The following is a 19,962-nucleotide window of genomic DNA, read 5'->3' as shown; positions in this document are numbered from 1 at the left end:
TTGAGTCGAAAATACTTGCAACTATGTCTACATTAATCCTTTCATAATTGTTCAGATGACTCCTAGTATTACAGATTCAACAGTAAAAGCCGCGATCGCAGCTATTGCATCGGAATCAGCAACAACCCAAGAGAAAATCGAGATGCTGATTGAGTTGGCACAGGGTTTACAGAAAAAACCCAAAACTGCTCAAGATTTATGGAGTGCAGTAGCACTATATAAACGGGCTAATGAAATGTGCGGTGACGATTATCCCCTGATGAAAGCCCGCGCTAAAGTGGGTATGGCTGGGGCTTTGAGGTCAATTCCTGAGGAAGGATCGGAGTTACTGCTAGAAGCGAAAACAGCTTATACAGAAGCATTACCGATTCTGCAACAATTGGCTTCTAAAGAAGAAGTAGCAGAAGTACAGATGAATTTGGGGTTAGTATTGCAGTCTTTAGTACCCTTCAATTTAGCCCAAATAGCAGATAGCATCAAAGCTTATCAAGAAGCGTTGCGAGTATTTACGGCGGAGAATTACCCACAAGAATATGCAATTTTACACAACAATATTGCGATCGCATATCTCTCAATATCTGCGGGGATGGAACAAAAACAGTTGTGTGAAGGTTTAGCCGTACAGACATTTGAGTCAGCACTACAGCAAATTAATCTCATTGAAAACCCCAGAGAATATGCAATGTTGCAAAATAATTTGGGGAACGCTTTACAATACTTACAAAGTACCCATCCTGTAGAGAATAATTTAAAAGCGATCGCCGCTTACAAAGAAGCATTAAAAGTTCGCAATCCCAAAGATACGCCCTTAGAATACGCCAACACAATTTCTAACAAAGCTAACGCCCTCTTCAACTTACCTGACGATCCTGAAAAGCCAGAAGCAGGGAATCCACAAAATCTTTTAAAAGCAAGGGCTTACTATCAAGAAGCTTGGGAAATATTTACGCAGCATCAACATTTAGAACAAGCGCAAGTTGTAGCCCAAGCACTGCAAGAGGTACAAACAGAGATCCAAATGAATAACGAACAACTTCAGGGGCAAAACTGATGACAGATTTAATTACAAGTTTAGCAGTTGGTGAAATTAATTTGGTGACAGGATTAGTGTGGTTCTTACTAGCTATAGTCTTGTCTATGGTTGGTGGTGCGATTGGCGGAATTCTATTAGGTGGTAAAGTTTTCGGCTATGAATACTCCGCCATTTTAGGAAGTTTATTTGGCCCTACAGGCGTAATTCCAGCCATAGTAATAGGGTTAGTTGTCCTAAATTTACTAACAAATTAAATAGGAAGAATTATGTTCAAGATAGGCTGGTTTTCCGCCAAATTATTTTTGCAAGGTAAACTACTGCGCGATCCTGCATATTTTGCTACACAAACTGCAATTGGTGCGACTATTGGGTTATTGCTGTTAGTAGCACTAACATTATTGAAATTGCCATTGTGGCTACCAATAACATTATCCAGTTTAGTCACAGGTGCAGCTATGCCATTTCTACTGCAAGACTTAAAAATGAAGTGAATATTTGTCATTGGTCATTGGACTATTGACTCTTAACTAAGAACTAATGCCTAATCTGGAAGAATTAGTAAAAGAAATTAGCCGCTTTGAAGCAATTATTGCTGACTGGGATGAAAGCCAACGCGGTGTAGCAGTCGGATTAAAAAGGGCGATTGAGGATTTGCATCAAGAAGCATTAACGCGGTTAATCAAAAGTGTGAAGCAAGAATCTCTACCTGCTTTACATAATGCCGTGAAAGATGAAGTGGTGTATGGCGTCCTACTTTATCACGGATTGATCAAACCACCACAGCCACCATTACTACAGCGCATTCAAGCAGCCTTAGATGAAGTGCGCCCAGGTTTAAAAAGCCATCAGGGTGATGTGGAATTAGTAGCATTTAAACCACCAGATACAGTCGAAGTCAGGTTAATCGGAAGTTGTAGCAATTGTCCGGCTTCAGCTTTGACTTTATCTCAAGGCATTGAACAAGCTATTAAAGCACATTGCCCCGAAATTACCACAATTATTGCTGTGAATAATCGCTCTGTTGTGAATCATAGCGAAGTTGCGATCGCAGATTGAAATAAATAAACTATTTCTCATTCAAAATTGCAACTGCCGATACACACAGATCCACATCAATAGCTTTGAATAATAATTAGCATCCCTCAGCATCCTTCAGCGGTAAATGCATAAATCTATCAAGTTTAATTCCACACCTCAATTACCGCCAGAACTAACAGAAATTGCCCCAAATTTACCATTTTCGCTTCACGGTGCAGAGGTAATTTTAGGTGATATTCTGCAACCGGGACAATTAGCCATACCATTAGCACCTAGCCCCACAACTCTGTTTGGCCCTCGTGGCGCTTGTTTATTATCAGAAACAGGGCCGTTGTGGGTATCCGATACAGGACATCATCGATTATTAGGATGGCGAAATTTACCAACAACAGATAGTCAAAGTGCTGATTGGATAATTGGACAACCAGACTTTTACCATGAAGGACAAAATGCTAAAGGTACGCCCGGAAAAGCAACTCTTAGCGTACCAACAGGAATTTGTGCTTGTGGAGAAGGATTAGCTGTTGCAGATGCTTGGAATCATCGGGTATTAATTTGGAAAAAAGTACCAGAAGATAGTAATGTTCCCGCAGATTTGGTGTTAGGACAAGCGAATTTTACCAATAACGAACCAAATCGAGGTAGTCAAGCAGCCGCAGCAAATACAATGCATTGGCCTTATGGAATTTTATATCACCAAGGGCGTCTATTTGTAGCTGATACAGGCAATCGTCGGGTGCTAATTTGGCAACAATTACCAATAGAAAATGGTCAACCTGCCGACTTAGTATTGGGACAATCAGATATGATATCGCGTAATGAAAATGGCGGCGGTTCTCCCACGGCTGCGAGTATGCGATGGGGTCACGATATTACCTTTTGGGGAGACAATTTAGTTGTTGCTGATGCAGGCAATAATCGTGTGATGATTTGGCAAGGAATGCCAATAGAAAATAATGCCGCTTGTGCAGTAGTATTGGGACAAAAAAGCTTTGATGCTGTGGAAATAAATCAAGGCGTTTATTTTCCCAGTGCGAGTAGTTTGAGTATGCCTTATGGTGTAGATGTTGCAGGCGATTGGTTGGTAGTTGCAGATACAGCAAATTCTCGCTTGCTAGGATGGAAGAAACCAGGGTCAATTCTATCACTGCAAGGTGTGGCAGCAGATGCAGTTACAGGACAAACAAATTTTAAAAATAAAGGTGAAAATCGTGATTTTGGGCTACCAACACGAGACAGTTTAAATTGGTGTTACGGTATCAAAATTTGTGGCAAAACTGCGGTAATAGCTGACTCTGGAAACAACCGAATTTTGCTGTGGCAATTTAATTATGGCGACTGAAGAAATCAGAGTTCGCGGTACAGTTCAGGGAGTAGGATTTCGTCCAACTGTTTATCGCCTGGCAAAAGCCTGCGGTTTGCGGGGAGATGTTTGTAATGATGGGCAAGGTGTGTTAATTCGAGTAGCTGGTAGCGAAGCAGCTATAGAAGAATTTGTCTCTACATTACAGCAAGAATGCCCACCTCTAGCCAAAATTCAGGAAATTATCAGAACGCCTTGTGTAAATGAATTTAAATTTGAGGATTTTGCGATCGCCAGTAGCGTCAGTAGTAAAGTAAAAACAGAAATCTCCCCTGATGCTGCTACTTGTCCCCAATGTCAACAAGAAATTTTTGACCCTTTTAGCCGCTTTTACCGTTATCCCTTCACCAACTGTACCCATTGCGGCCCTCGATTGAGTATTATTCGCGCCATTCCCTATGACAGATGCAATACCAGTATGTCTGCATTTGTCATGTGTCCCGAATGCGAGAAGGACTACCACGATGTTGAAAATCGCCGCTTCCACGCCCAACCTATAGCTTGCCATATCTGCGGTGCTAAAGCTTGGTTAGAACGTGCTGATGGTAAATCTGTCACCGCCTCCATGTTCTCGATGATGGATGATGTTGATGCGGTCTGTACCCTATTGCAAAAAGGCGAGATTGTCGCCATTAAAGGGTTAGGCGGTATCCATTTAGCTTGTGATGCAACTGTGGAAGCTGCTGTAAAAAAACTGCGTCAGCGTAAAAGGCGCTATCACAAACCCTTAGCTTTAATGGCAAGGGATATAGAAATTATTGCTCAATATTGCACCATCAACGCCAAAGAAAGAGAATTATTAACAAGTCCAGCCGCACCTATTGTTTTGTTGCAGAAGAAGGGGCTAGGGACTAGTAAGCATTCTATCGCACCATCTGTAGCACCAGGGCAAAATAGCCTCGGTTTTATGCTACCTTATACCCCTCTACACCACCTAATTCTCAAGCGGATGAATCGCCCGATTGTGTTAACAAGCGGCAATTTATCTGATGAACCGCAATGTATTGATAATGATGAAGCACGGGATAAATTAGGAAAAATAGCTGATTATTTTCTGTTACATAATCGAGATATTGTTAATCGCGTAGATGATTCAGTCGTGCGGGTTGTTGGCGATAAAATTCAAACAATTCGCCGCGCCAGAGGATATGCACCCGCACCAATTAACTTACCACCTGGATTTGATAATATACCGCCAATTTTAGCAATGGGTAGTGAGTTAAAAAATACCTTTTGCTTATTACGAGAAGGAGAAGCAATTCTCTCGCAACATTTAGGGGATTTAGAAAATGCTGAGGCTTTTAATGCTTATCAAGATACTTTAAATTTGTACTTAAATTTATTTGAGCATCAACCACAAGCGATCGCTATCGATCAACATCCAGAATATCTCTCCAGCAAACTTGGTCAAGAACTAGCAGCCGCCAACCAAATCAAAATTTATCCTATCCAACATCATCACGCGCATATTGCCGCTTGCATGGCAGAAAATGGTATTCCTCTCAATTCTCCAGCTGTTTTAGGTATTGCCTTAGATGGCTTAGGTTATGGCGAAGACGGTACATTTTGGGGAGGAGAATTTCTTTTAGCAGATTACCGTCAATTTCAGCGACTGGCAACATTTAAACCAGTGGCAATGATCGGGGGAGAACAAGCAATTTATCAGCCTTGGCGTAATACTTATGCCCACCTCATAGCAGCAGACAGTTGGCAAAATTTAACACAAAAGTATGGAAATTTAGAAATATTAAAATTTTTAGAGCAAAAACCGCTAAAGTTACTCAATCAGCTTATAGAAAAAAATATTAACTCGCCCCTAGCGTCCTCAGCAGGAAGATTATTTGATGCTGTAGCTGCTGCAATTGGGATTTTTCCAGAAGAATGTAGCTATGAAGGACAAGCTGCGATCGCAATGGAAGCCCTAGTAGATATCGATAGCTTAAATAATGATAAAGAAAAGCAGAAATATCCTTTTAAATTTACCTTTTTCGATAGTATTTATTGTATAGACCCTAGCCCCATGTGGCCAGCCTTGCTTACAGACTTACAACAGCAAACATCACCAGCAACGATCGCTGCAAAATTTCATATAAGTTTAGCCAAAGCAATTGTCGAGATGGTCAAACATCTCTCTCAAGAACATCTCATTAACCATGTTGTTTTAACAGGAGGCGTATTTCAAAATTGTATTTTGTTGGAACAAGTTATTAAAGAATTACAAGCATTAGAAATCAACGTATTAACTCACAGTTTAGTTCCCCCAAACGATGGCGGCATATCCTTAGGACAAGCTGTTATTACAGCCGCTGGATTAATAGATTGATTCTCTTTCATAAGCTAACACACAATCATAATTATTTTCATATCTCTCTGCATTCTCTGTGTTTCTGTGGTTCTTCCCTCCTCAAAAAGGAAAATAACAATGTGTTTAGGAATTCCCGGTCAAATTGTCGAAATAACAGACATTAATCATAAACTAGCCATCGTCAACGTTGGTGGGGTCAAACGACAAGTAAACATTTCCTGCATCGTTGACGAACAACATCCCCCAGAAGCTTGTATTGGTGATTGGGTATTAGTTCATGTTGGTTTCGCCATGAATCGCCTTAACGAACAAGAAGCAGCAGAAACATTAAATCTATTAGAAGAAATAGCAGCAAATATCTAAAAAATCTTCTCTCTTTTCTCTTCCTTCGTGCGCTTCGCGTCTTCGCGGTTCGTTTAAAAAATTCCTTCTCAAACGCTAACCCAACTCTCCCTCACACACTTATGAAATACGTTGACGAATTCCGCGAACCGGAAAAAGCTGAAGGCTTGCGCCGTGAAATTACCAAATTAAGCCAACAGCTAGAAAAACCAATCAAAATTATGGAAGTATGCGGTGGACATACCCATTCCATATTTAAATATGGAATCGAAGAAATTCTGCCCAATAACATCGAATTAATTCACGGCCCTGGCTGTCCAGTCTGCGTCATGCCAAAAGGTAGATTAGATGATGCGATCGCTATCTGCCAAAATCATAACGTTATCTTCACCACCTTTGGCGATGCCATGCGCGTTCCTGGTTCCAAAACCAGCTTGCTGCAAGCCAAAGCGCAAGGTGCAGATATCCGCATGGTTTACTCACCCCTAGATAGCTTGCAAATCGCCAAAGACAACCCCGACAAAGAAATTGTCTTTTTCGCCCTAGGCTTTGAAACTACAGCCCCCAGTACCGCCTTCACCATTCTCCAAGCAGCAGCCGAAAACATTTCCAACTTTAGTATGTTTTGCAATCACGTCCTCGTGATTCCCGCCCTACAAGCATTACTAGATAACCCCGACTTACAACTAGATGGATTTGTCGGCCCCGGTCATGTCAGCATGGTAATTGGTACTGACCCTTATCAATTTATTGCGCAACAATATCATAAGCCAATTGTTGTTTCTGGATTTGAACCCTTAGACATTCTCCAATCAATTTGGATGCTGTTACAGCAGCTATTAGAAAATCGTTGTGAAGTTGAAAATCAATATAATCGCATAGTCCAACCAGCCGGAAATCAAATCGCATTAGCAGCCATCAACCAAGTTTTTACAGCGCGAGAAAAATTTGAATGGCGCGGCTTAGGTGATATACCTTATTCAGGCTTACAAATTCGTTCAGAATACGCCCAATTTGACGCTGAACAAAAATTTACCATTCCTAACCGTAAAGTTGCCGACCATAAAGCTTGTCAATGTGGAGAAATCCTTAAAGGAGTGATGAAACCTTGGCAATGCAAAGTATTCGGTACAGCTTGCACGCCAGAAACACCCATTGGCACCTGTATGGTATCTTCCGAAGGGGCTTGTGCTGCCTATTATAAATATGGCAGACTCTCTACACTTGCCAAGAAAACAATGCCAGAAAAACCAAAGCTAGAATTATCTCAAGAACCTCTGCCATCCTGTAGTACATCTTTGGTATAGCTAATCTCAACCAAATATTTGAGGAAAAATTTTATGCCATTTGTCACAGTTAAAATTGCCAGAGGACACTCCATTGAAAAAAAGCGGCGATTAGTAGAAGCCATTACTAACGCCCTTGTTGCAGCTTTAGATACCAAACCAGAATGGATAACCATTCATATTGATGAATTTGAACGAGAAAGTTGGGCTGTAAATGGTGAATTGCTTTGTGATAGACATCGTGGTAGACACGATGAATCAGGTAGATAAATTGAGGGCACGACAATGTTGTGCCCTTATCGATGACATCTAAAAAAATAGAGGGGAATTTCAATGAATACTAACAATCATCAACGTCAGATGTGGCTACTTGGTTTAATAGCCATTAATATATTTGCTTCAATTTTGCACTACGTCGATCGCTATACAGAACCGTCTTGGTTTACGCCTCAAATTACAGATTCTCTGTGGTTAATTATGACACCTTTGAGTCTAGCTGGATATTATCAATATATTAAAAAATCATTTTCATCTGCATATTTATGCCTGTATACATACATCATCATGAGTCAGATTACTTTAGGACACTACATTATTACTCCTTTGTGGCATTTGTCTATGAAGATGAATACATTGATTTTATTTGAGTTTGTTACTGCAATTCCTTTATTACTTTTCTTAGCTTGGTCACAACTATTACTCAAAGAAGGTAGAGAAGCTACACAATAAGATTATTTTTATTTCTCCCCTACTCCCTTGCCTCTTCTTCCCTCTGCCTTATATTAAAGCAATTTAAACATGGACTTATCCCCAACAACATCAACACAAAATTCGTTATTTCAAAAGCTAGAAAAAATCCGCCGTCGCCCCAATAAAGTGCGGGATACTCATATTACCCTCGCACATGGTAGTGGTGGTAAAGCCATGCGCGATTTAATTGACGATATCTTTGTCAAAAGTTTTGATAATCCCATTCTCTCCCAATTAGAAGACCAAGCTAGTTTTAATTTAGCGAGTCTCATGCAACAGGGAGACAGACTGGCTTTTACCACAGATTCCTATGTTGTAGACCCTTTATTTTTTCCTGGTGGCGATATTGGAGAATTAGCCATTAATGGCACAGTTAACGATTTAGCAGTCAGTGGTGCTAAACCTTTATATCTCACCTGTAGCGTGATTTTAGAAGAAGGTTTAGCTGTAGAAACTTTACGCCGTGTAGCTGCTAGTATGCAATCTGCTGCTAGTAAAGCAGGTATTCAAATTGTGACTGGTGACACAAAAGTTGTTCATCGAGGTGCAGCCGATAAACTATTTATTAATACTGCTGGTATTGGCGTAATTCCTAGTGGAGTTGATATTTCTGCCCATAAAATTCAACCAGGGGATGCAGTAATTGTTAACGGCGAATTAGGCAATCATGGTACAGCAATTTTAATTGCCCGTGGCGAATTAGCATTAGATACTGATATTAAAAGCGATTGCCAACCATTAAATAGCTTGGTGGAAAATATCATCAATGTTTGCCCCCAAGTTCATGCTATGCGCGATGCAACACGCGGCGGTTTAGCCACAGTCCTAAATGAATTTGCCCTCAGTTCTAATGTCGGAATTCGCCTTTACGAAGAATCGATTCCAGTGCGTGAAGAAGTTAAAGGTGTTTGCGAAATTCTGGGTTTAGATCCCTTATATTTAGCAAATGAAGGTAAATTAGTAGTAGTAGTACCAGGCAAAGATGCTGAGGCTGTTTTATCAGCGATGAAATCCCACCCAGCAGGCAAAGATGCTGAGATTATTGGTGAAGTAATCGCTTCACCTCCAGGGGTAGTTTTGTTAAAAACAATTTTTAATGCTGAAAGAATTGTTGATATGCTAGTGGGCGATCAACTACCACGAATTTGTTGATATTTAATAGATATTTTGTATGCACGAACTAGGAATTACACAAAATATTGTAGCAATTGTCAGCGAAAATGCTAAAGGCAACAAAGTTAGCCGAGTTTTATTAGAGATTGGTAAACTTTCAGCTATTATGCCTGATGCTATCCGGTTTTGTTTTGATATTTGTACTCAAGGTACAGTTTTAGAAGGGGCAAAATTAGAAATCCTAGAAATTCCCGGCTTGGCAGAATGTCGCCAATGTGGCGCAAAAATTTCTTTAGAAAAGCCCTTTGGTATTTGTGAGTGTGGTAGCGTGCAATTGAATTTAATAACGGGTGAAGAATTAAAAATTAAAGAAATAGAAATAGAGGAAGTATGTGTGTAACTTGCGGCTGTTCTGACGATGGAGAAAGCAAAGTAACTAATCTGACAACAGGTGAAGTTAATCATCACCATGACGAGACTCACACCCACACTTTGCCTGATGGTACTGTAATTACTCATGCTCATAGCCATAACGAGCATTCAGAAGCATCGCAAATCCATGCCAAAATGCATGGCACAACAATATCCTTAGAGCAAGATATCTTAGCAAAAAATAATCTTTTGGCGGCTCAAAATCGCGGCTGGTTTAAAGGTCGAAATATCCTGGCTTTAAATTTAATGAGTTCCCCTGGTGCAGGTAAGACAACTCTTTTAACTCGCACTATTAATGATTTAAAAGAAAAATTATCTATCAGTGTAATTGAAGGCGACCAAGAAACAACTAATGATGCTCAAAAAATTAAAGAAACAGGCTGTAAAGTTGTGCAAATTAACACGGGTACAGGCTGTCATTTAGATGCATCAATGATCGAGAAAGGTTTACAACAACTCAACCCACCATTGGACTCAGTGGTAATGATTGAGAATGTGGGTAACTTGGTTTGTCCTGCTTTATTCGATCTGGGAGAACAAGCAAAAGTAGTAATTCTCTCAGTTACAGAGGGAGAAGATAAGCCAATCAAATATCCGCATATGTTCCGCGCTAGTCAGGTAATGATTCTCACAAAAATCGATCTGCTGCCTTACGTGCAATTTGACGTGCAAAAATGCATAGAATATGCACAACAGGTAAATTCGGAAATGCAAATTTTTCAAGTTTCTGCCACTACAGGTGCAGGTTTAGAAAATTGGTATGAATGGTTATCGGCAAAGGTAGCCAGTTTCAGCAATTCACAATTCGCCCATTCACACTGAAGCCACAGATCAACCGTGAAGACATGCGATCGCAGCAGACTGGGAAGAAGTTGAATTTGGTAGAATGCCCCTTACTCTAGGTTTTTTTGCACTAGAGTACGGAAAAGCCCATCTTCAAGATGTATTCACCATTAAGCTTAATTTCCCCAAAACCTGAATCTGCAAAGAGCATGTACAACAACAGCCAGTTTCCTTTTTCCTCCCCAGGTTCACATCCTAACTCACTATCAATCGGGCGCGGACAGTACTTCACCTATGCCGTACCGAGTGGTTGGCGCGTGGCCGAGGACGGACAATTTGCTGTTGTTCTAATTTCCCCAGATAATGCTGCTTTGACGATTATGGTAGGAAACTCTGGACTACCAGTAAACTACAATCCCTGGCAGTTTGTCTACGAGAAGCTTTTGGCAATGCAGCCCTACGATCTGCGGATGAGTCAACCCCGCCAAGCTCAACCGATTGCTGGATGCACGGTTGCTTATGAGTTTGACTACACATACATTGTCAATGGCATCCCTTGCCGAGGCTTGGCAAAGTGTAGCATAGCATACAGCTACAACATCTGTACAATGGTGATAACTAGTGCCGCATCACATCAATCACAGTGGGGTAATTATGCTTCGTGGCTACCACAGGTCGCAGAGCAAGTAACAGCAACAAATGGTGGGGCGTTCGGAGTCCGGGGAATAATGGCGCAGAACCTAGAAATCTCCCAGTCTGAAGGGGAACGGTTGAGAGAATACCGTGAATGGTCTGAGCGTACTTGGCAAGAGGTGAACCGTCAAAGAAGTGAATCTATAGATCGGCAAAACTTCCAATTCCGCGAGAACCTGGGTAATGTGACAACTTGGTCAAATCCCTATGGATATGCCAATGTCGAGCTACCAACGACTTACACCTACTATTGGATAAATCGGCAGGGTCAGATTTATGGTACAAATAACCCAACTGAGAATCCAAATGTTGGCTCAACTCAAGATTGGGCGAGAATGAATCGCTATCAACCCTAAAGCTCTTCGGCATTGGGCATGGGGCATTGGTAAAGGTTATCTCCACCGACTTATTTATGTGGCAAAGCAAAGGCGAGGACGAGGAGAAATATATCCCCACGTCCCCGCATCCCCGTGTCACTTTGTCCTATTAAATCCAATCTCGATAAGCGGAGATTTCATTTACGCTTATCTCAAACGGCCCGCCTTTACCAAATGGCGGATAAACGCGGATTTTGGCGTTAGTGGTAAACCGTTCTATTCTGTTACCGAGTTGGGGAATATTGCTGACTATATGCCAGTAAGAGACAATATCAGGGCAGTCAATAATCAGCATTAAGGTAGTAGCATTACTTGTGAGATACCATTGGCATTGAGCTAATAATGTTTGCGTAATGCGATCGCAGGCTTGATAAAAGCATCTGCCAATCGCTTGTTCCATTTCCAGATGCAACATTCCATCCATTTTTGAGACTTCATTTGGCGGTAAATCATCTGGTGGAAGCAAGGGTAATTTAGACATAATTCCGCACCTCTTGGTTATAGCGCGTCAAACTCTCCAGGTTTTTTTGCAAGTCGTAAGATGAGGGTTTGATTGCCAGCGTGCCTATATTTAATTCATCCTGAAATAATTGGATTTTGTCTCGACAGGTTTTGACATCACCAATAATTGAGTTTTCCAGCAAATAGTCTTCATCAAAACAAATATTGGTGCGATCGAATGGTTTATGTCCGCTAGAACTTTTCTGCATGACTACAGCTGCATTTGCTGTCATTTTCTGGCTGAATTTGCGGATGAAAGGCAACGCTTCACTTACTGCTTCGTCGTATGTCCTGGCAACATGAAAGAAACGAGCTAGTATTAGGTCTTCCGAACCGCTAGAATTTAAGGCACGGTATTTAGCAACAGTATTGCGCAATCTTTGCAGAGAAAACGGCGGCCCCCCCATTAAACCAAAGGAATGTTTGGCGGCAAACCCTATACCGTCATCATCTCCAGTGGCTACATATACCGGAATCTGTCGTTGCAAAGGTTTTGGGTAAACTGTTAGGCGATCGCATTGATAAAATTGCCCGTTAAATGATACATCTGTTTCATATAAAAGCTTCTGAATCAATGCCATTGCCTCTAGCATCTGGGCACGAGATTCACCCATCGATATCGCAAAATGCTTGTTCTGTTCGGGAAATGGCCCGCCTTTGGCAATCCCAAATAACAATCTGCCATTGCACAAATTATCTAAAGTGGCAATGTCCTCAGCTACCCGAATCGGGTTGTGAAACGGTAGTAACACCGCAGCTGTGCCGAGTTGAATTGTGGAAGTCAAAGCTGCTAAGTGCCCGATCAACACCAACATCGACGGGCTAAGATTGGATTCACTAAAATGATGCTCGCTCACCCAAGCTTCTTCAAAGCCTAAGCTTTCCGCCTGTTTTACCAATGCAACTTGTTCTAAGATGGCACGGCGGGCATCCTGATGATGATTATCGTAATTGCAGAAAAGTCCTGTTTTCATTGTTTGCTGACAATTGCTATTTTAAGATGCAGCAACCCAATGTAACTCTAACCATAAGCGCGGATTGTTCTGCTTTAACTTCGACATCGGATCGCGTAATAATCGCCCAGCATTCATACAAACTACTTGAATCAGTCCCATATTATCTGCTATTTCCCTGAGTACGTCTTTGTGGGCTTGTACATGGGGAATCATTTCTTCAGAGCAATAAATCCCTATATACTGCAAACGTCTAGCAGGTCTTCCCCAAAAACAGGTAATGACCTTCACATAACAATTTTCAAGTAATTCTCCAACGCTTGGATAATAGTGATTGACTACTCTTGTGAATTCTTTGGCTAGGATGTCTTCGGCAATCATAGCAATTGATATTTCTGTAGCGTTCATCACTATATCAATATAACACAAATTGTCAGTTAAATATGACATTAACCTCTACTTCTTTAGTAAGAAATATTAAATATTCACCTTAATTAAATATATATAAAAAGGAGTGATATTTTATTTGATATCACTCCCAACCTGCTAAATATTTAAAATTTTGCAATAAAGTCGAAAGTCAAAATTACCAAGCTGTATAAAAGAGAAATACAAACATATTTCCAGATATGTTAGAACATCCAAGCAACAATTTTTATTTCTAAATCTTGACTGTTGACCCTTGACTACTATCTAGCATTACGCTCCGACACTAAAACTTCTGCGACCAGCTGTGGTAAATCAACCAGGTCAACATATCCATCTGAACCCCGGATGGGTGAGATAAATGTATAATCTGGGTCGCAGGCTCCGGTATCATAAACTTGGATAAACCAGCGATCGGGAAATCCTGCAACTCCCAGTTCTACTATGTACCAACTCTCACCAATCAGACGAGAATTGACAACTGTAAACCACTCTCTATCGTGTTCTGAAACATTCCATTCTACTATGAGAAATTCTAACGCTATTTGTCCAGCGTCAGTTGCAGTCAATAACATTGCTACTCCTTAGTTGAAACTTCTGATTCAGAGTTGGCAGCTTCAGTTTCAGGATACAACCCCAGTTGCTTCGCTAATTCGCGTCCAATAAAAAATAAGAATTGGGCACTTTCTTGATTACCTTCATGGGCAAATACAGTTGCTACTTTTAGCACTGCATATACAAAATCAGCATCAATTAATTCTGGATTTGCTTCTAAAACTTCTGGTTCTTGACCGTTAGGACATCTCAGAAGTTGATCGATTAAATCAAAATATTGGAGTTGGCGTTCTTCTGTCATGGTGCCTTTATTGATTTAGGATGAATTTGCAACTGTTTACTGCTCGATACTTTCCTGCCATAGCCTTTCTAGCATTTCAACTTGTTCTCGAAAAATAGCATTACGATAAGCAATATATTTGTCGTAACCAATAATTCCTAACCCAACGCAAATAGGGGTTATTAAGAAAAACCATTCTAGGATGGTTGCCAGTTGATATTGCTCTACAGCAGTCAAATTTCGTGTTTTTAGATGAGATTTAGAGGTGCTAATGCTTGTCTGATTGTGTGAATAGGTTAGACTCTCACCTTGGGGAGCTAAAAAGTCATTGGCTCTACTATTATTGTTCACTGCACAAGTTAAATTCTGTGCTTTTACTAACTCTATATGGCGTCCCCAAACCATGCTAAATACTAATATTGCTGGAGATAGCACAGCTAAGGTCACTACACAGACTACGAGAACATTCAAAAGCTTGACTTTCATCTTGCTTCTCCCTTCCTAGGTAGTATGCACCCAGTAAGACAATGAATTTTGTTATTTAATTACAAAAATAAAACTGATAGGCAAAAAGTTATCAGTTAACAGTTATCAATTTTCAGTAAGTTTATGCTGAACTAACTATTAAAAGAGGATAGTTTAATACAAACATTAATCATATTCCAGTTTTAAATTAGTATTCAGTAATACTGAAATAGTCTATGCTTGAGCTCAGAACTGACGCACTCAGACCCTAAAATATAGTTTCTTCAGTTAACAATTAGGGAGTTAAGAAGTCCCCCCTTCATCTCCAGACTGTTGCCTGGTAATGTTGGGGGGTAGAGGGGAATCTCTGCGTAAATCCTATATGTTTTATATCAGTCGCTTTTCTCAATAGCTGTTTACCTGAGTTGGATCATATTTATTAAAGTTATTAGATTTGCACTCAAAACTGGAAACATATATCTGATAAGTAATACAAAAATTATTGGGGGTATAGGTACTAGTGTTTTTGGGGCGATGTCCTAGTATTTATGATTTAGGGTTCGGGTCTTTCTGCACTCAACCTCAAAGTCTGACTGACTCCTAATAAATGATGCTGATAGATGAGTTTTTTATTGGCTAAAACTTGTACTCAACAAATATATTCAAGCCTCAAGATATATAAATTAAGTAGAAAATTCAATTAAATTTAGTCAAATTGATAATTTGTTCTAGATAAACTAAAAATTTTTGAGATTGTATTTAAAGTAATTACTGTTTAAGACTCATTTGATATGATGAGAGTTTTAATATTAAAACGAACTGCCAAGACCGCCAAGTAAGAGAAGAGTAATTATTTAGTAAAATTTTATAGTTAGTTGGTATAAAGAGTTCCGATTTTGTGGTTTAGTAAGAGTACATACTTTATGCACTCACTGATACTCAAATATTAATTAAATGTATACAAGCTTACTGTTATAAGTAAAAAATACTTGATGTTCGGATTTAGAATTTTAGGAGTTAATTAATGCGGATTGCTAAAGATGTAACAGAACTTATTGGACGAACTCCTTTAGTTGAACTCAATAAGATTCCTCAAGCAGAGGGCGCATTAGCAAAGATAGTTGTGAAACTGGAAGGGATGAACCCAGCGGCTTCAGTGAAAGACCGTATTGGAGTAAGTATGGTACTCTCGGCAGAAGCTGAGGGTTTGATTGAGCCAGGAAAAACTACTTTAGTAGAGCCAACTTCTGGTAATACAGGAATTGCTTTAGCAATGGTAGCAGCCGCCCGTGGCTATCGCCTGATTTTAACAATGCCAGAAACCATGAGTAATGAAAGACGGGCGATGCTCCGAGCTTATGGTGCGACTTTAGAGTTAACACCAGGGCCAGAAGGAATGCGGGGAGCAATTCGTAAAGCCGAAGAAATTGTGGCTAAGACTCCCAACGCATATATGCTGCAACAATTCCGCAACCCAGCTAATCCCCAGATTCACCGGGAAACCACTGCTGAAGAAATTTGGGCTGATACGGATGGGGAAGTGGATATTGTAATTGCAGGGGTAGGTACTGGTGGGACAATTACAGGTATTGCGGAAGTAATTAAACAACGTAAGCCAAGTTTTCAGGCGATCGCAGTTGAACCGAGCAATAGTCCTGTATTATCGGGTGGGGAAGCAGGTCCGCATAAAATTCAAGGTATTGGCGCTGGCTTTGTTCCTGATGTGCTGCGTCTGGAATTAGTTGATGAAGTAATTCGAGTCAGCGATGAACAGGCGATGGTATTTGGGCGACGGTTAGCAAAAGAAGAAGGTTTATTATCTGGGATATCTTCTGGTGCGGCGTTGTGTGCTGCATTGCAAGTAGCTAAACGTCCGGAGAATGCAGGAAAACTCATCGTGATGATTCAGCCTTCCTTTGGCGAACGCTATCTCAGCACCTTGATGTTCCAAGATTTGACTTTGGAACCTACTACTGTTGTGCGTTAGTGACAGGTGGGTAGGGGCACGGCACCAGTAAAATTATTGTATGCACCGAAAGATTGTGGATGCCGTGCCCCTACAAAGAATTTATACTCGTTCAACAACTTTTATTCACTCACCACCGTTGCTGTACCCTTTGGTGCGGTGTCAACAATTGCCAAAATTTTAGGAAGCAGCACTTGTATATCTGCTAATCGATTTGACGGTACTTGCAACACCACAACAGCTAAATCTAGAACTGCCAAATTTTGCTGAAACGGCAGATTCCGATCTACTGTAATAAATACATCAAATTCAATTTCAGCTAAACGCAAGAGTTCTGCATCTTTAATGCCAGCCCAACCCATCTGTGGTACGGTTTTTACACTGTGTCCAGATAACTGCCTTGCCAGCCTTCGGTCAATACACTCGTCAATTAAAATATTCACACTACGCAACCAGCTTCAGAATTTGCGCTTGTGCGGCTTCTAGAAAAGCAATCACCTGTTCTCGCTTAACTGTGGGAAATCCCTCTAGGAAATCATCAATGGACTCTCCCGCCTTCAAATAATCCAGCAGGGTTTGCACAGGAACTCGCGTTCCGGCAAAGACTGGCGTACCACTCATCACATCTGGTGATGCGGTAATGATTGCTGACTGGCTCATTCTCCCCCTTATAAAAGCATTGCTAGGCCGTCTTATTCTAATTTACCCAGATATATTTCCTGTCAATGCGTAAGTTCTACCTTTATCTCCTCTTTCTCCATTTCCTTTATCTGTAAGCTTTCTGGCTTTTGTTCGCCGTAGAACTCACGTCAGGTAAAAAAATTTAGATCGTTCCGCTTCGCTGTACTCTAAAAGGAAAAAAGAACAAGCGTAAAGGGGAAAAAGGACTAAAGCATAAAGGGCTACCGAAGAATCCTCCCAACGGCACACACAACACGAAAACCAATAACGTCGTTGTGGAAGTCGCGGTAAGGACTGCTGCGATACGCAGAACGGCAGTCAGTAGGCTCGTCGATCCAGGAACCGCCCCGCAGCATGGCTCTTCCTAGTTTTTGATAAAGTTGATTATTGTCATTAAACCACGCACTACCATCTGTTGGCGCTCCTTGATAGCTGCTATGCCGAGTATCTTGACACCACTCCCAAACGTTCCCGTGCACATCGTATAATCCAAAGCCATTGGTTGGAAAACTTCCTACTTCTGTTGTTTCTCGACGTTTTTTGCCCTTTGGCTCTAAAGCATAAGTATAATTTCCATTGTAATTGGCTAACTTAGTTGTAATTGTCTCCCCGAAGTGAAATGGTGTCGTTGTTCCTGCTCGACAGGCATATTCCCATTCTGCTTCACTTGGTAGGCGATATTCCTTGTTTGTATGTTTTGAAAGGCGATCGCAAAACTCAACCGCATCGTACCAAGACACTTGCTCTACTGGTCGGTTGTCTCCTTTAAAATAAGATGGGTCTGCTTCCAAATCACGGCTAACTTTGGGTAGTGCTGCGACTCTTCTCCATTGCGCTTGGGTAACAGGATATTTACCCATGAAGAATGATTCAACTGTTACTTGATGCTGAGGTTTTTCAGAATCAGTTCCTTCCTCTAATGGTGAACCCATGAGAAATGTTCCACTGGGAATCGCAACCATTTCTAACATGACACCATTGCCTAGGTCTTCAGTAAAATATTGAGATTGACGTTGTTCTCGTTTAACTTCCTCACCTTTAGCATTTACTGCCACCACATCAAATTTAAATACTTTTAGTTGAGGAGTGACTGACCTCTCTCCCCTTGAAGAAGTAAAAGGCTCAGGATTTCTCGGAGGTGCAGAAGACTGTCCCTGGCGTTGGAAAATTCTGATCCATGCTTTCTTTACATCGGGATCTGACCCCCTAGCAGCCACATTTACCCGCATCCATAATTGTTCAGCTAATTCCCAATCTCCTTTAACTTCAGCTTCATAAGCATCTAGTTTCAGTTGGTTAATATCATTTAGCGTCGCATAGTCGGGTAACAAAATTAGGTGTAGCTTTGTAGCAGGTTCAGCTATAACATAGGGATTTTGCAGAGTTTTCTGATGCTCCCGATTGATTGCGGGTACTCTTGCTTTTAAATATCTATCCAATCTTTCTACTGTGGCGCAGTTTCCTTCACCAGCTATCCTCAACCCTTCTAACAAAGCTTGGGTGAATGAGCCATGTTGTAACTGCTCAATTTCATAAGATTTTTGACTGGGACTGCAAGAGTAAAAGGTGACTACTCCCTGATGTTCTTCACCAATACCCACTCCCCGCCTGCTGCCTTCATCGCGGCAAGCATCTAAAAATAACACTACATTATCTGCCCCACTGCGGCGCAATCTTTGGGTGACATAATCAACAGGGATTGCTGTATGTTCTACATCGCCTGGATCGCTATCTATGAGCATAAGATAATCGCGATCGCCTTCTCGACAACCATGACCAGCAAAGAAAAACCAGAGATTATCCCCTGGTTCTAGTAGTGGCTTTTCAAAGTTTGCTCTTAAGAACCGCCGCAAGTTACCGTAAGTTGCCTGAGTGGGAATTGGTGGATTGGTTGGGATTGGGGGAGAATCTTCAGTGAAGAGGAAAACTTCATTAAATTTGGCTTCTTGTTTAAACCAATCGCGCATAGCTTCGGCATCTAGTTTGGCGTAATTTAGGTGCTGAAGGTTGTTGTACTGATTAATGCCGATCGCGATCGCCCAATTTTTAGCCATTCTGCGTTGCTATGCTCGTCTTGTTGCCAGTTTAGGTGTTACTACTGAATAATAGTAATGCAATAGCGCTGGAAGCTTGGGTAAAAGCTAGTTAAATCAAGAATAATTTAAATAATTAAATTTATGTCAGCAGAAAATTCCACACCAGAAGCTATCTGGATTATTACCGAAGAAGTGGCTGAAACCTCAAACACAACCACCGAAACAGTCACAGATGTAACCAGAAGCATTGGAGCCAGAAGCAGTGAAGATATAGGCCCATTACTCGGCGGAGTTAAAACTAAAGAAGAAATAGTTGTTACTCAAAAAAAAGGCGAACTAGTAATTACTAGACGCAAAGTAGAGGTAACTAAAATCAAGCAAGAAATGAAGGGATTTCTGCAAGCCATGCGGGAAATGCTTGATGAAGCGGAAGAACCCAATTCTAAAATGCAGTTGGATGAGGTAGAACTTTCAGTAGAAATCAATGGTGAAGGACAAATTAGTTTGTTTGGGGTTGGTGGTGGTAAAGCCGGAGGTAAAGGAGCGATGACTTTTAAATTTAAGCGGAAATAATTGGTAGTTGA

At 40.9% G+C, this 19,962-nt stretch carries 25 protein-coding genes; 16 read left to right on the top strand and 9 right to left on the bottom strand.

The genetic code is table 11. The features are described 5' to 3' along the window. The first annotated feature begins 55 nt into the window (after window positions 1-55). From AACU33_RS35230 to AACU33_RS35165, 14 genes are all read left to right on the top strand, one after another. Complete coding sequence (locus tag AACU33_RS35230) at window positions 56-1,051, top strand: hypothetical protein (RefSeq protein ID WP_096594875.1); 996 nt, start codon at window positions 56-58, stop codon at window positions 1,049-1,051. Continuing rightward, entirely contained in the window at window positions 1,051-1,287 is a 237-nt protein-coding gene (locus AACU33_RS35225) for a hypothetical protein (RefSeq protein ID WP_096594874.1), read from the top strand. Before AACU33_RS35230 ends, AACU33_RS35225 begins: the two co-directional genes overlap by 1 nt. A gap of 12 nt (window positions 1,288-1,299) precedes the next feature. Next, window positions 1,300-1,524, top strand: coding sequence for a hypothetical protein (locus AACU33_RS35220; protein ID WP_096594873.1), 225 nt, complete (start codon window positions 1,300-1,302; stop codon window positions 1,522-1,524). Between the two features lie 46 nt (window positions 1,525-1,570). Further along, window positions 1,571-2,089 (top strand): NifU family protein, encoded by a 519-nt coding sequence (locus AACU33_RS35215; RefSeq protein WP_096594872.1) that lies wholly within the window; start codon window positions 1,571-1,573, stop codon window positions 2,087-2,089. A gap of 106 nt (window positions 2,090-2,195) precedes the next feature. Next, complete coding sequence (locus AACU33_RS35210) at window positions 2,196-3,413, top strand: hypothetical protein (RefSeq protein WP_096594871.1); 1,218 nt, start codon at window positions 2,196-2,198, stop codon at window positions 3,411-3,413. Next, entirely contained in the window at window positions 3,403-5,757 is a 2,355-nt protein-coding gene (hypF, locus tag AACU33_RS35205) for a carbamoyltransferase HypF (protein ID WP_096594870.1), read from the top strand. Before AACU33_RS35210 ends, hypF begins: the two co-directional genes overlap by 11 nt. 99 nt (window positions 5,758-5,856) lie before the next feature. Further along, window positions 5,857-6,102, top strand: a complete 246-nt coding sequence (locus AACU33_RS35200; RefSeq protein ID WP_096594869.1) for a HypC/HybG/HupF family hydrogenase formation chaperone — start codon at window positions 5,857-5,859, stop codon at window positions 6,100-6,102. 101 nt (window positions 6,103-6,203) lie between these two features. After that, on the top strand, window positions 6,204-7,388 hold the full coding sequence (gene hypD / locus AACU33_RS35195; RefSeq protein ID WP_096594868.1) for a hydrogenase formation protein HypD: 1,185 nt from the start codon (window positions 6,204-6,206) through the stop codon (window positions 7,386-7,388). Between the two features lie 33 nt (window positions 7,389-7,421). Further along, the gene (locus AACU33_RS35190) at window positions 7,422-7,637 is read left to right on the top strand and encodes a tautomerase family protein (protein WP_096594867.1); all 216 of its coding nucleotides are present in this window, start codon (window positions 7,422-7,424) and stop codon (window positions 7,635-7,637) included. A gap of 63 nt (window positions 7,638-7,700) precedes the next feature. Further along, window positions 7,701-8,096, top strand: coding sequence for a hypothetical protein (locus AACU33_RS35185; RefSeq protein ID WP_096594866.1), 396 nt, complete (start codon window positions 7,701-7,703; stop codon window positions 8,094-8,096). A gap of 69 nt (window positions 8,097-8,165) precedes the next feature. After that, on the top strand, window positions 8,166-9,269 hold the full coding sequence (gene hypE, locus AACU33_RS35180; protein WP_096594865.1) for a hydrogenase expression/formation protein HypE: 1,104 nt from the start codon (window positions 8,166-8,168) through the stop codon (window positions 9,267-9,269). A 19-nt stretch (window positions 9,270-9,288) separates the two neighbouring features. Further along, on the top strand, window positions 9,289-9,630 hold the full coding sequence (gene hypA / locus AACU33_RS35175; protein WP_096594864.1) for a hydrogenase maturation nickel metallochaperone HypA: 342 nt from the start codon (window positions 9,289-9,291) through the stop codon (window positions 9,628-9,630). Beyond that, window positions 9,621-10,484, top strand: coding sequence for a hydrogenase nickel incorporation protein HypB (gene hypB, locus AACU33_RS35170; protein ID WP_096594863.1), 864 nt, complete (start codon window positions 9,621-9,623; stop codon window positions 10,482-10,484). The genes hypA and hypB overlap by 10 nt, the downstream gene beginning before the upstream one ends. A 170-nt stretch (window positions 10,485-10,654) precedes the next feature. Beyond that, entirely contained in the window at window positions 10,655-11,494 is an 840-nt protein-coding gene (locus AACU33_RS35165; RefSeq protein ID WP_096595496.1) for a hypothetical protein, read from the top strand. A 130-nt stretch (window positions 11,495-11,624) separates the two neighbouring features. Here the strand turns inward: AACU33_RS35165 and AACU33_RS35160 are convergent, their stop codons facing one another. The 6 genes from AACU33_RS35160 to AACU33_RS35135 all read right to left on the bottom strand — a co-directional run bounded on the left by AACU33_RS35160 (window position 11,625) and on the right by AACU33_RS35135 (window position 14,716). Further along, window positions 11,625-11,996: a hypothetical protein gene (locus AACU33_RS35160; RefSeq protein WP_096594862.1), complete on the bottom strand. Its 372-nt coding sequence runs from the start codon at window positions 11,994-11,996 to the stop codon at window positions 11,625-11,627. Further along, entirely contained in the window at window positions 11,989-12,990 is a 1,002-nt protein-coding gene (locus tag AACU33_RS35155) for an LLM class flavin-dependent oxidoreductase (protein WP_096594861.1), read from the bottom strand. The genes AACU33_RS35160 and AACU33_RS35155 overlap by 8 nt, the downstream gene beginning before the upstream one ends. 21 nt (window positions 12,991-13,011) lie before the next feature. Next, a complete protein-coding gene (locus tag AACU33_RS35150) occupies window positions 13,012-13,377 on the bottom strand; it encodes a hypothetical protein (protein ID WP_096595495.1) in 366 nt (121 codons plus the stop codon). 281 nt (window positions 13,378-13,658) lie between these two features. Further along, window positions 13,659-13,970, bottom strand: a complete 312-nt coding sequence (locus AACU33_RS35145; RefSeq protein ID WP_096594860.1) for a hypothetical protein — start codon at window positions 13,968-13,970, stop codon at window positions 13,659-13,661. A 2-nt stretch (window positions 13,971-13,972) separates the two neighbouring features. After that, entirely contained in the window at window positions 13,973-14,251 is a 279-nt protein-coding gene (locus tag AACU33_RS35140; RefSeq protein WP_096594859.1) for a hypothetical protein, read from the bottom strand. Window positions 14,252-14,287: 36 nt separating this feature from the next. Continuing rightward, window positions 14,288-14,716 (bottom strand): hypothetical protein, encoded by a 429-nt coding sequence (locus AACU33_RS35135; RefSeq protein ID WP_096594858.1) that lies wholly within the window; start codon window positions 14,714-14,716, stop codon window positions 14,288-14,290. 1,003 nt (window positions 14,717-15,719) lie between these two features. Here AACU33_RS35135 and cysK point away from each other — a divergent pair. Further along, a complete protein-coding gene (gene cysK / locus AACU33_RS35130) occupies window positions 15,720-16,682 on the top strand; it encodes a cysteine synthase A (RefSeq protein ID WP_096594857.1) in 963 nt (320 codons plus the stop codon). A gap of 101 nt (window positions 16,683-16,783) precedes the next feature. On the opposite strand, the gene AACU33_RS35125 is transcribed toward cysK, so the two are convergent. The 3 genes from AACU33_RS35125 to AACU33_RS35115 form a co-directional block, all read right to left on the bottom strand. Further along, window positions 16,784-17,104 (bottom strand): DUF5615 family PIN-like protein, encoded by a 321-nt coding sequence (locus tag AACU33_RS35125; protein ID WP_096594856.1) that lies wholly within the window; start codon window positions 17,102-17,104, stop codon window positions 16,784-16,786. Between the two features lies 1 nt (window position 17,105). Further along, window positions 17,106-17,321, bottom strand: coding sequence for a DUF433 domain-containing protein (locus AACU33_RS35120; RefSeq protein ID WP_096594855.1), 216 nt, complete (start codon window positions 17,319-17,321; stop codon window positions 17,106-17,108). A 242-nt stretch (window positions 17,322-17,563) separates the two neighbouring features. Further along, window positions 17,564-19,396 (bottom strand): SUMF1/EgtB/PvdO family nonheme iron enzyme, encoded by a 1,833-nt coding sequence (locus AACU33_RS35115; protein ID WP_096594854.1) that lies wholly within the window; start codon window positions 19,394-19,396, stop codon window positions 17,564-17,566. A 123-nt stretch (window positions 19,397-19,519) separates the two neighbouring features. On the opposite strand from AACU33_RS35115, the gene AACU33_RS35110 reads away from it, so the two are divergent. Next, window positions 19,520-19,951: a Pepco domain-containing protein gene (locus AACU33_RS35110; protein WP_096594853.1), complete on the top strand. Its 432-nt coding sequence runs from the start codon at window positions 19,520-19,522 to the stop codon at window positions 19,949-19,951. Window positions 19,952-19,962: the final 11 nt, after the last annotated feature.

The sequence above is a fragment of the Calothrix sp. NIES-2098 genome (assembly GCF_963875125.1).
Classification (GTDB): Bacteria; Cyanobacteriota; Cyanobacteriia; order Cyanobacteriales; family Nostocaceae; genus Aulosira.
The sequence above is the reverse complement of the archived record's forward strand: the minus strand, read 5'-3'. Positions and strand labels throughout refer to the sequence as shown.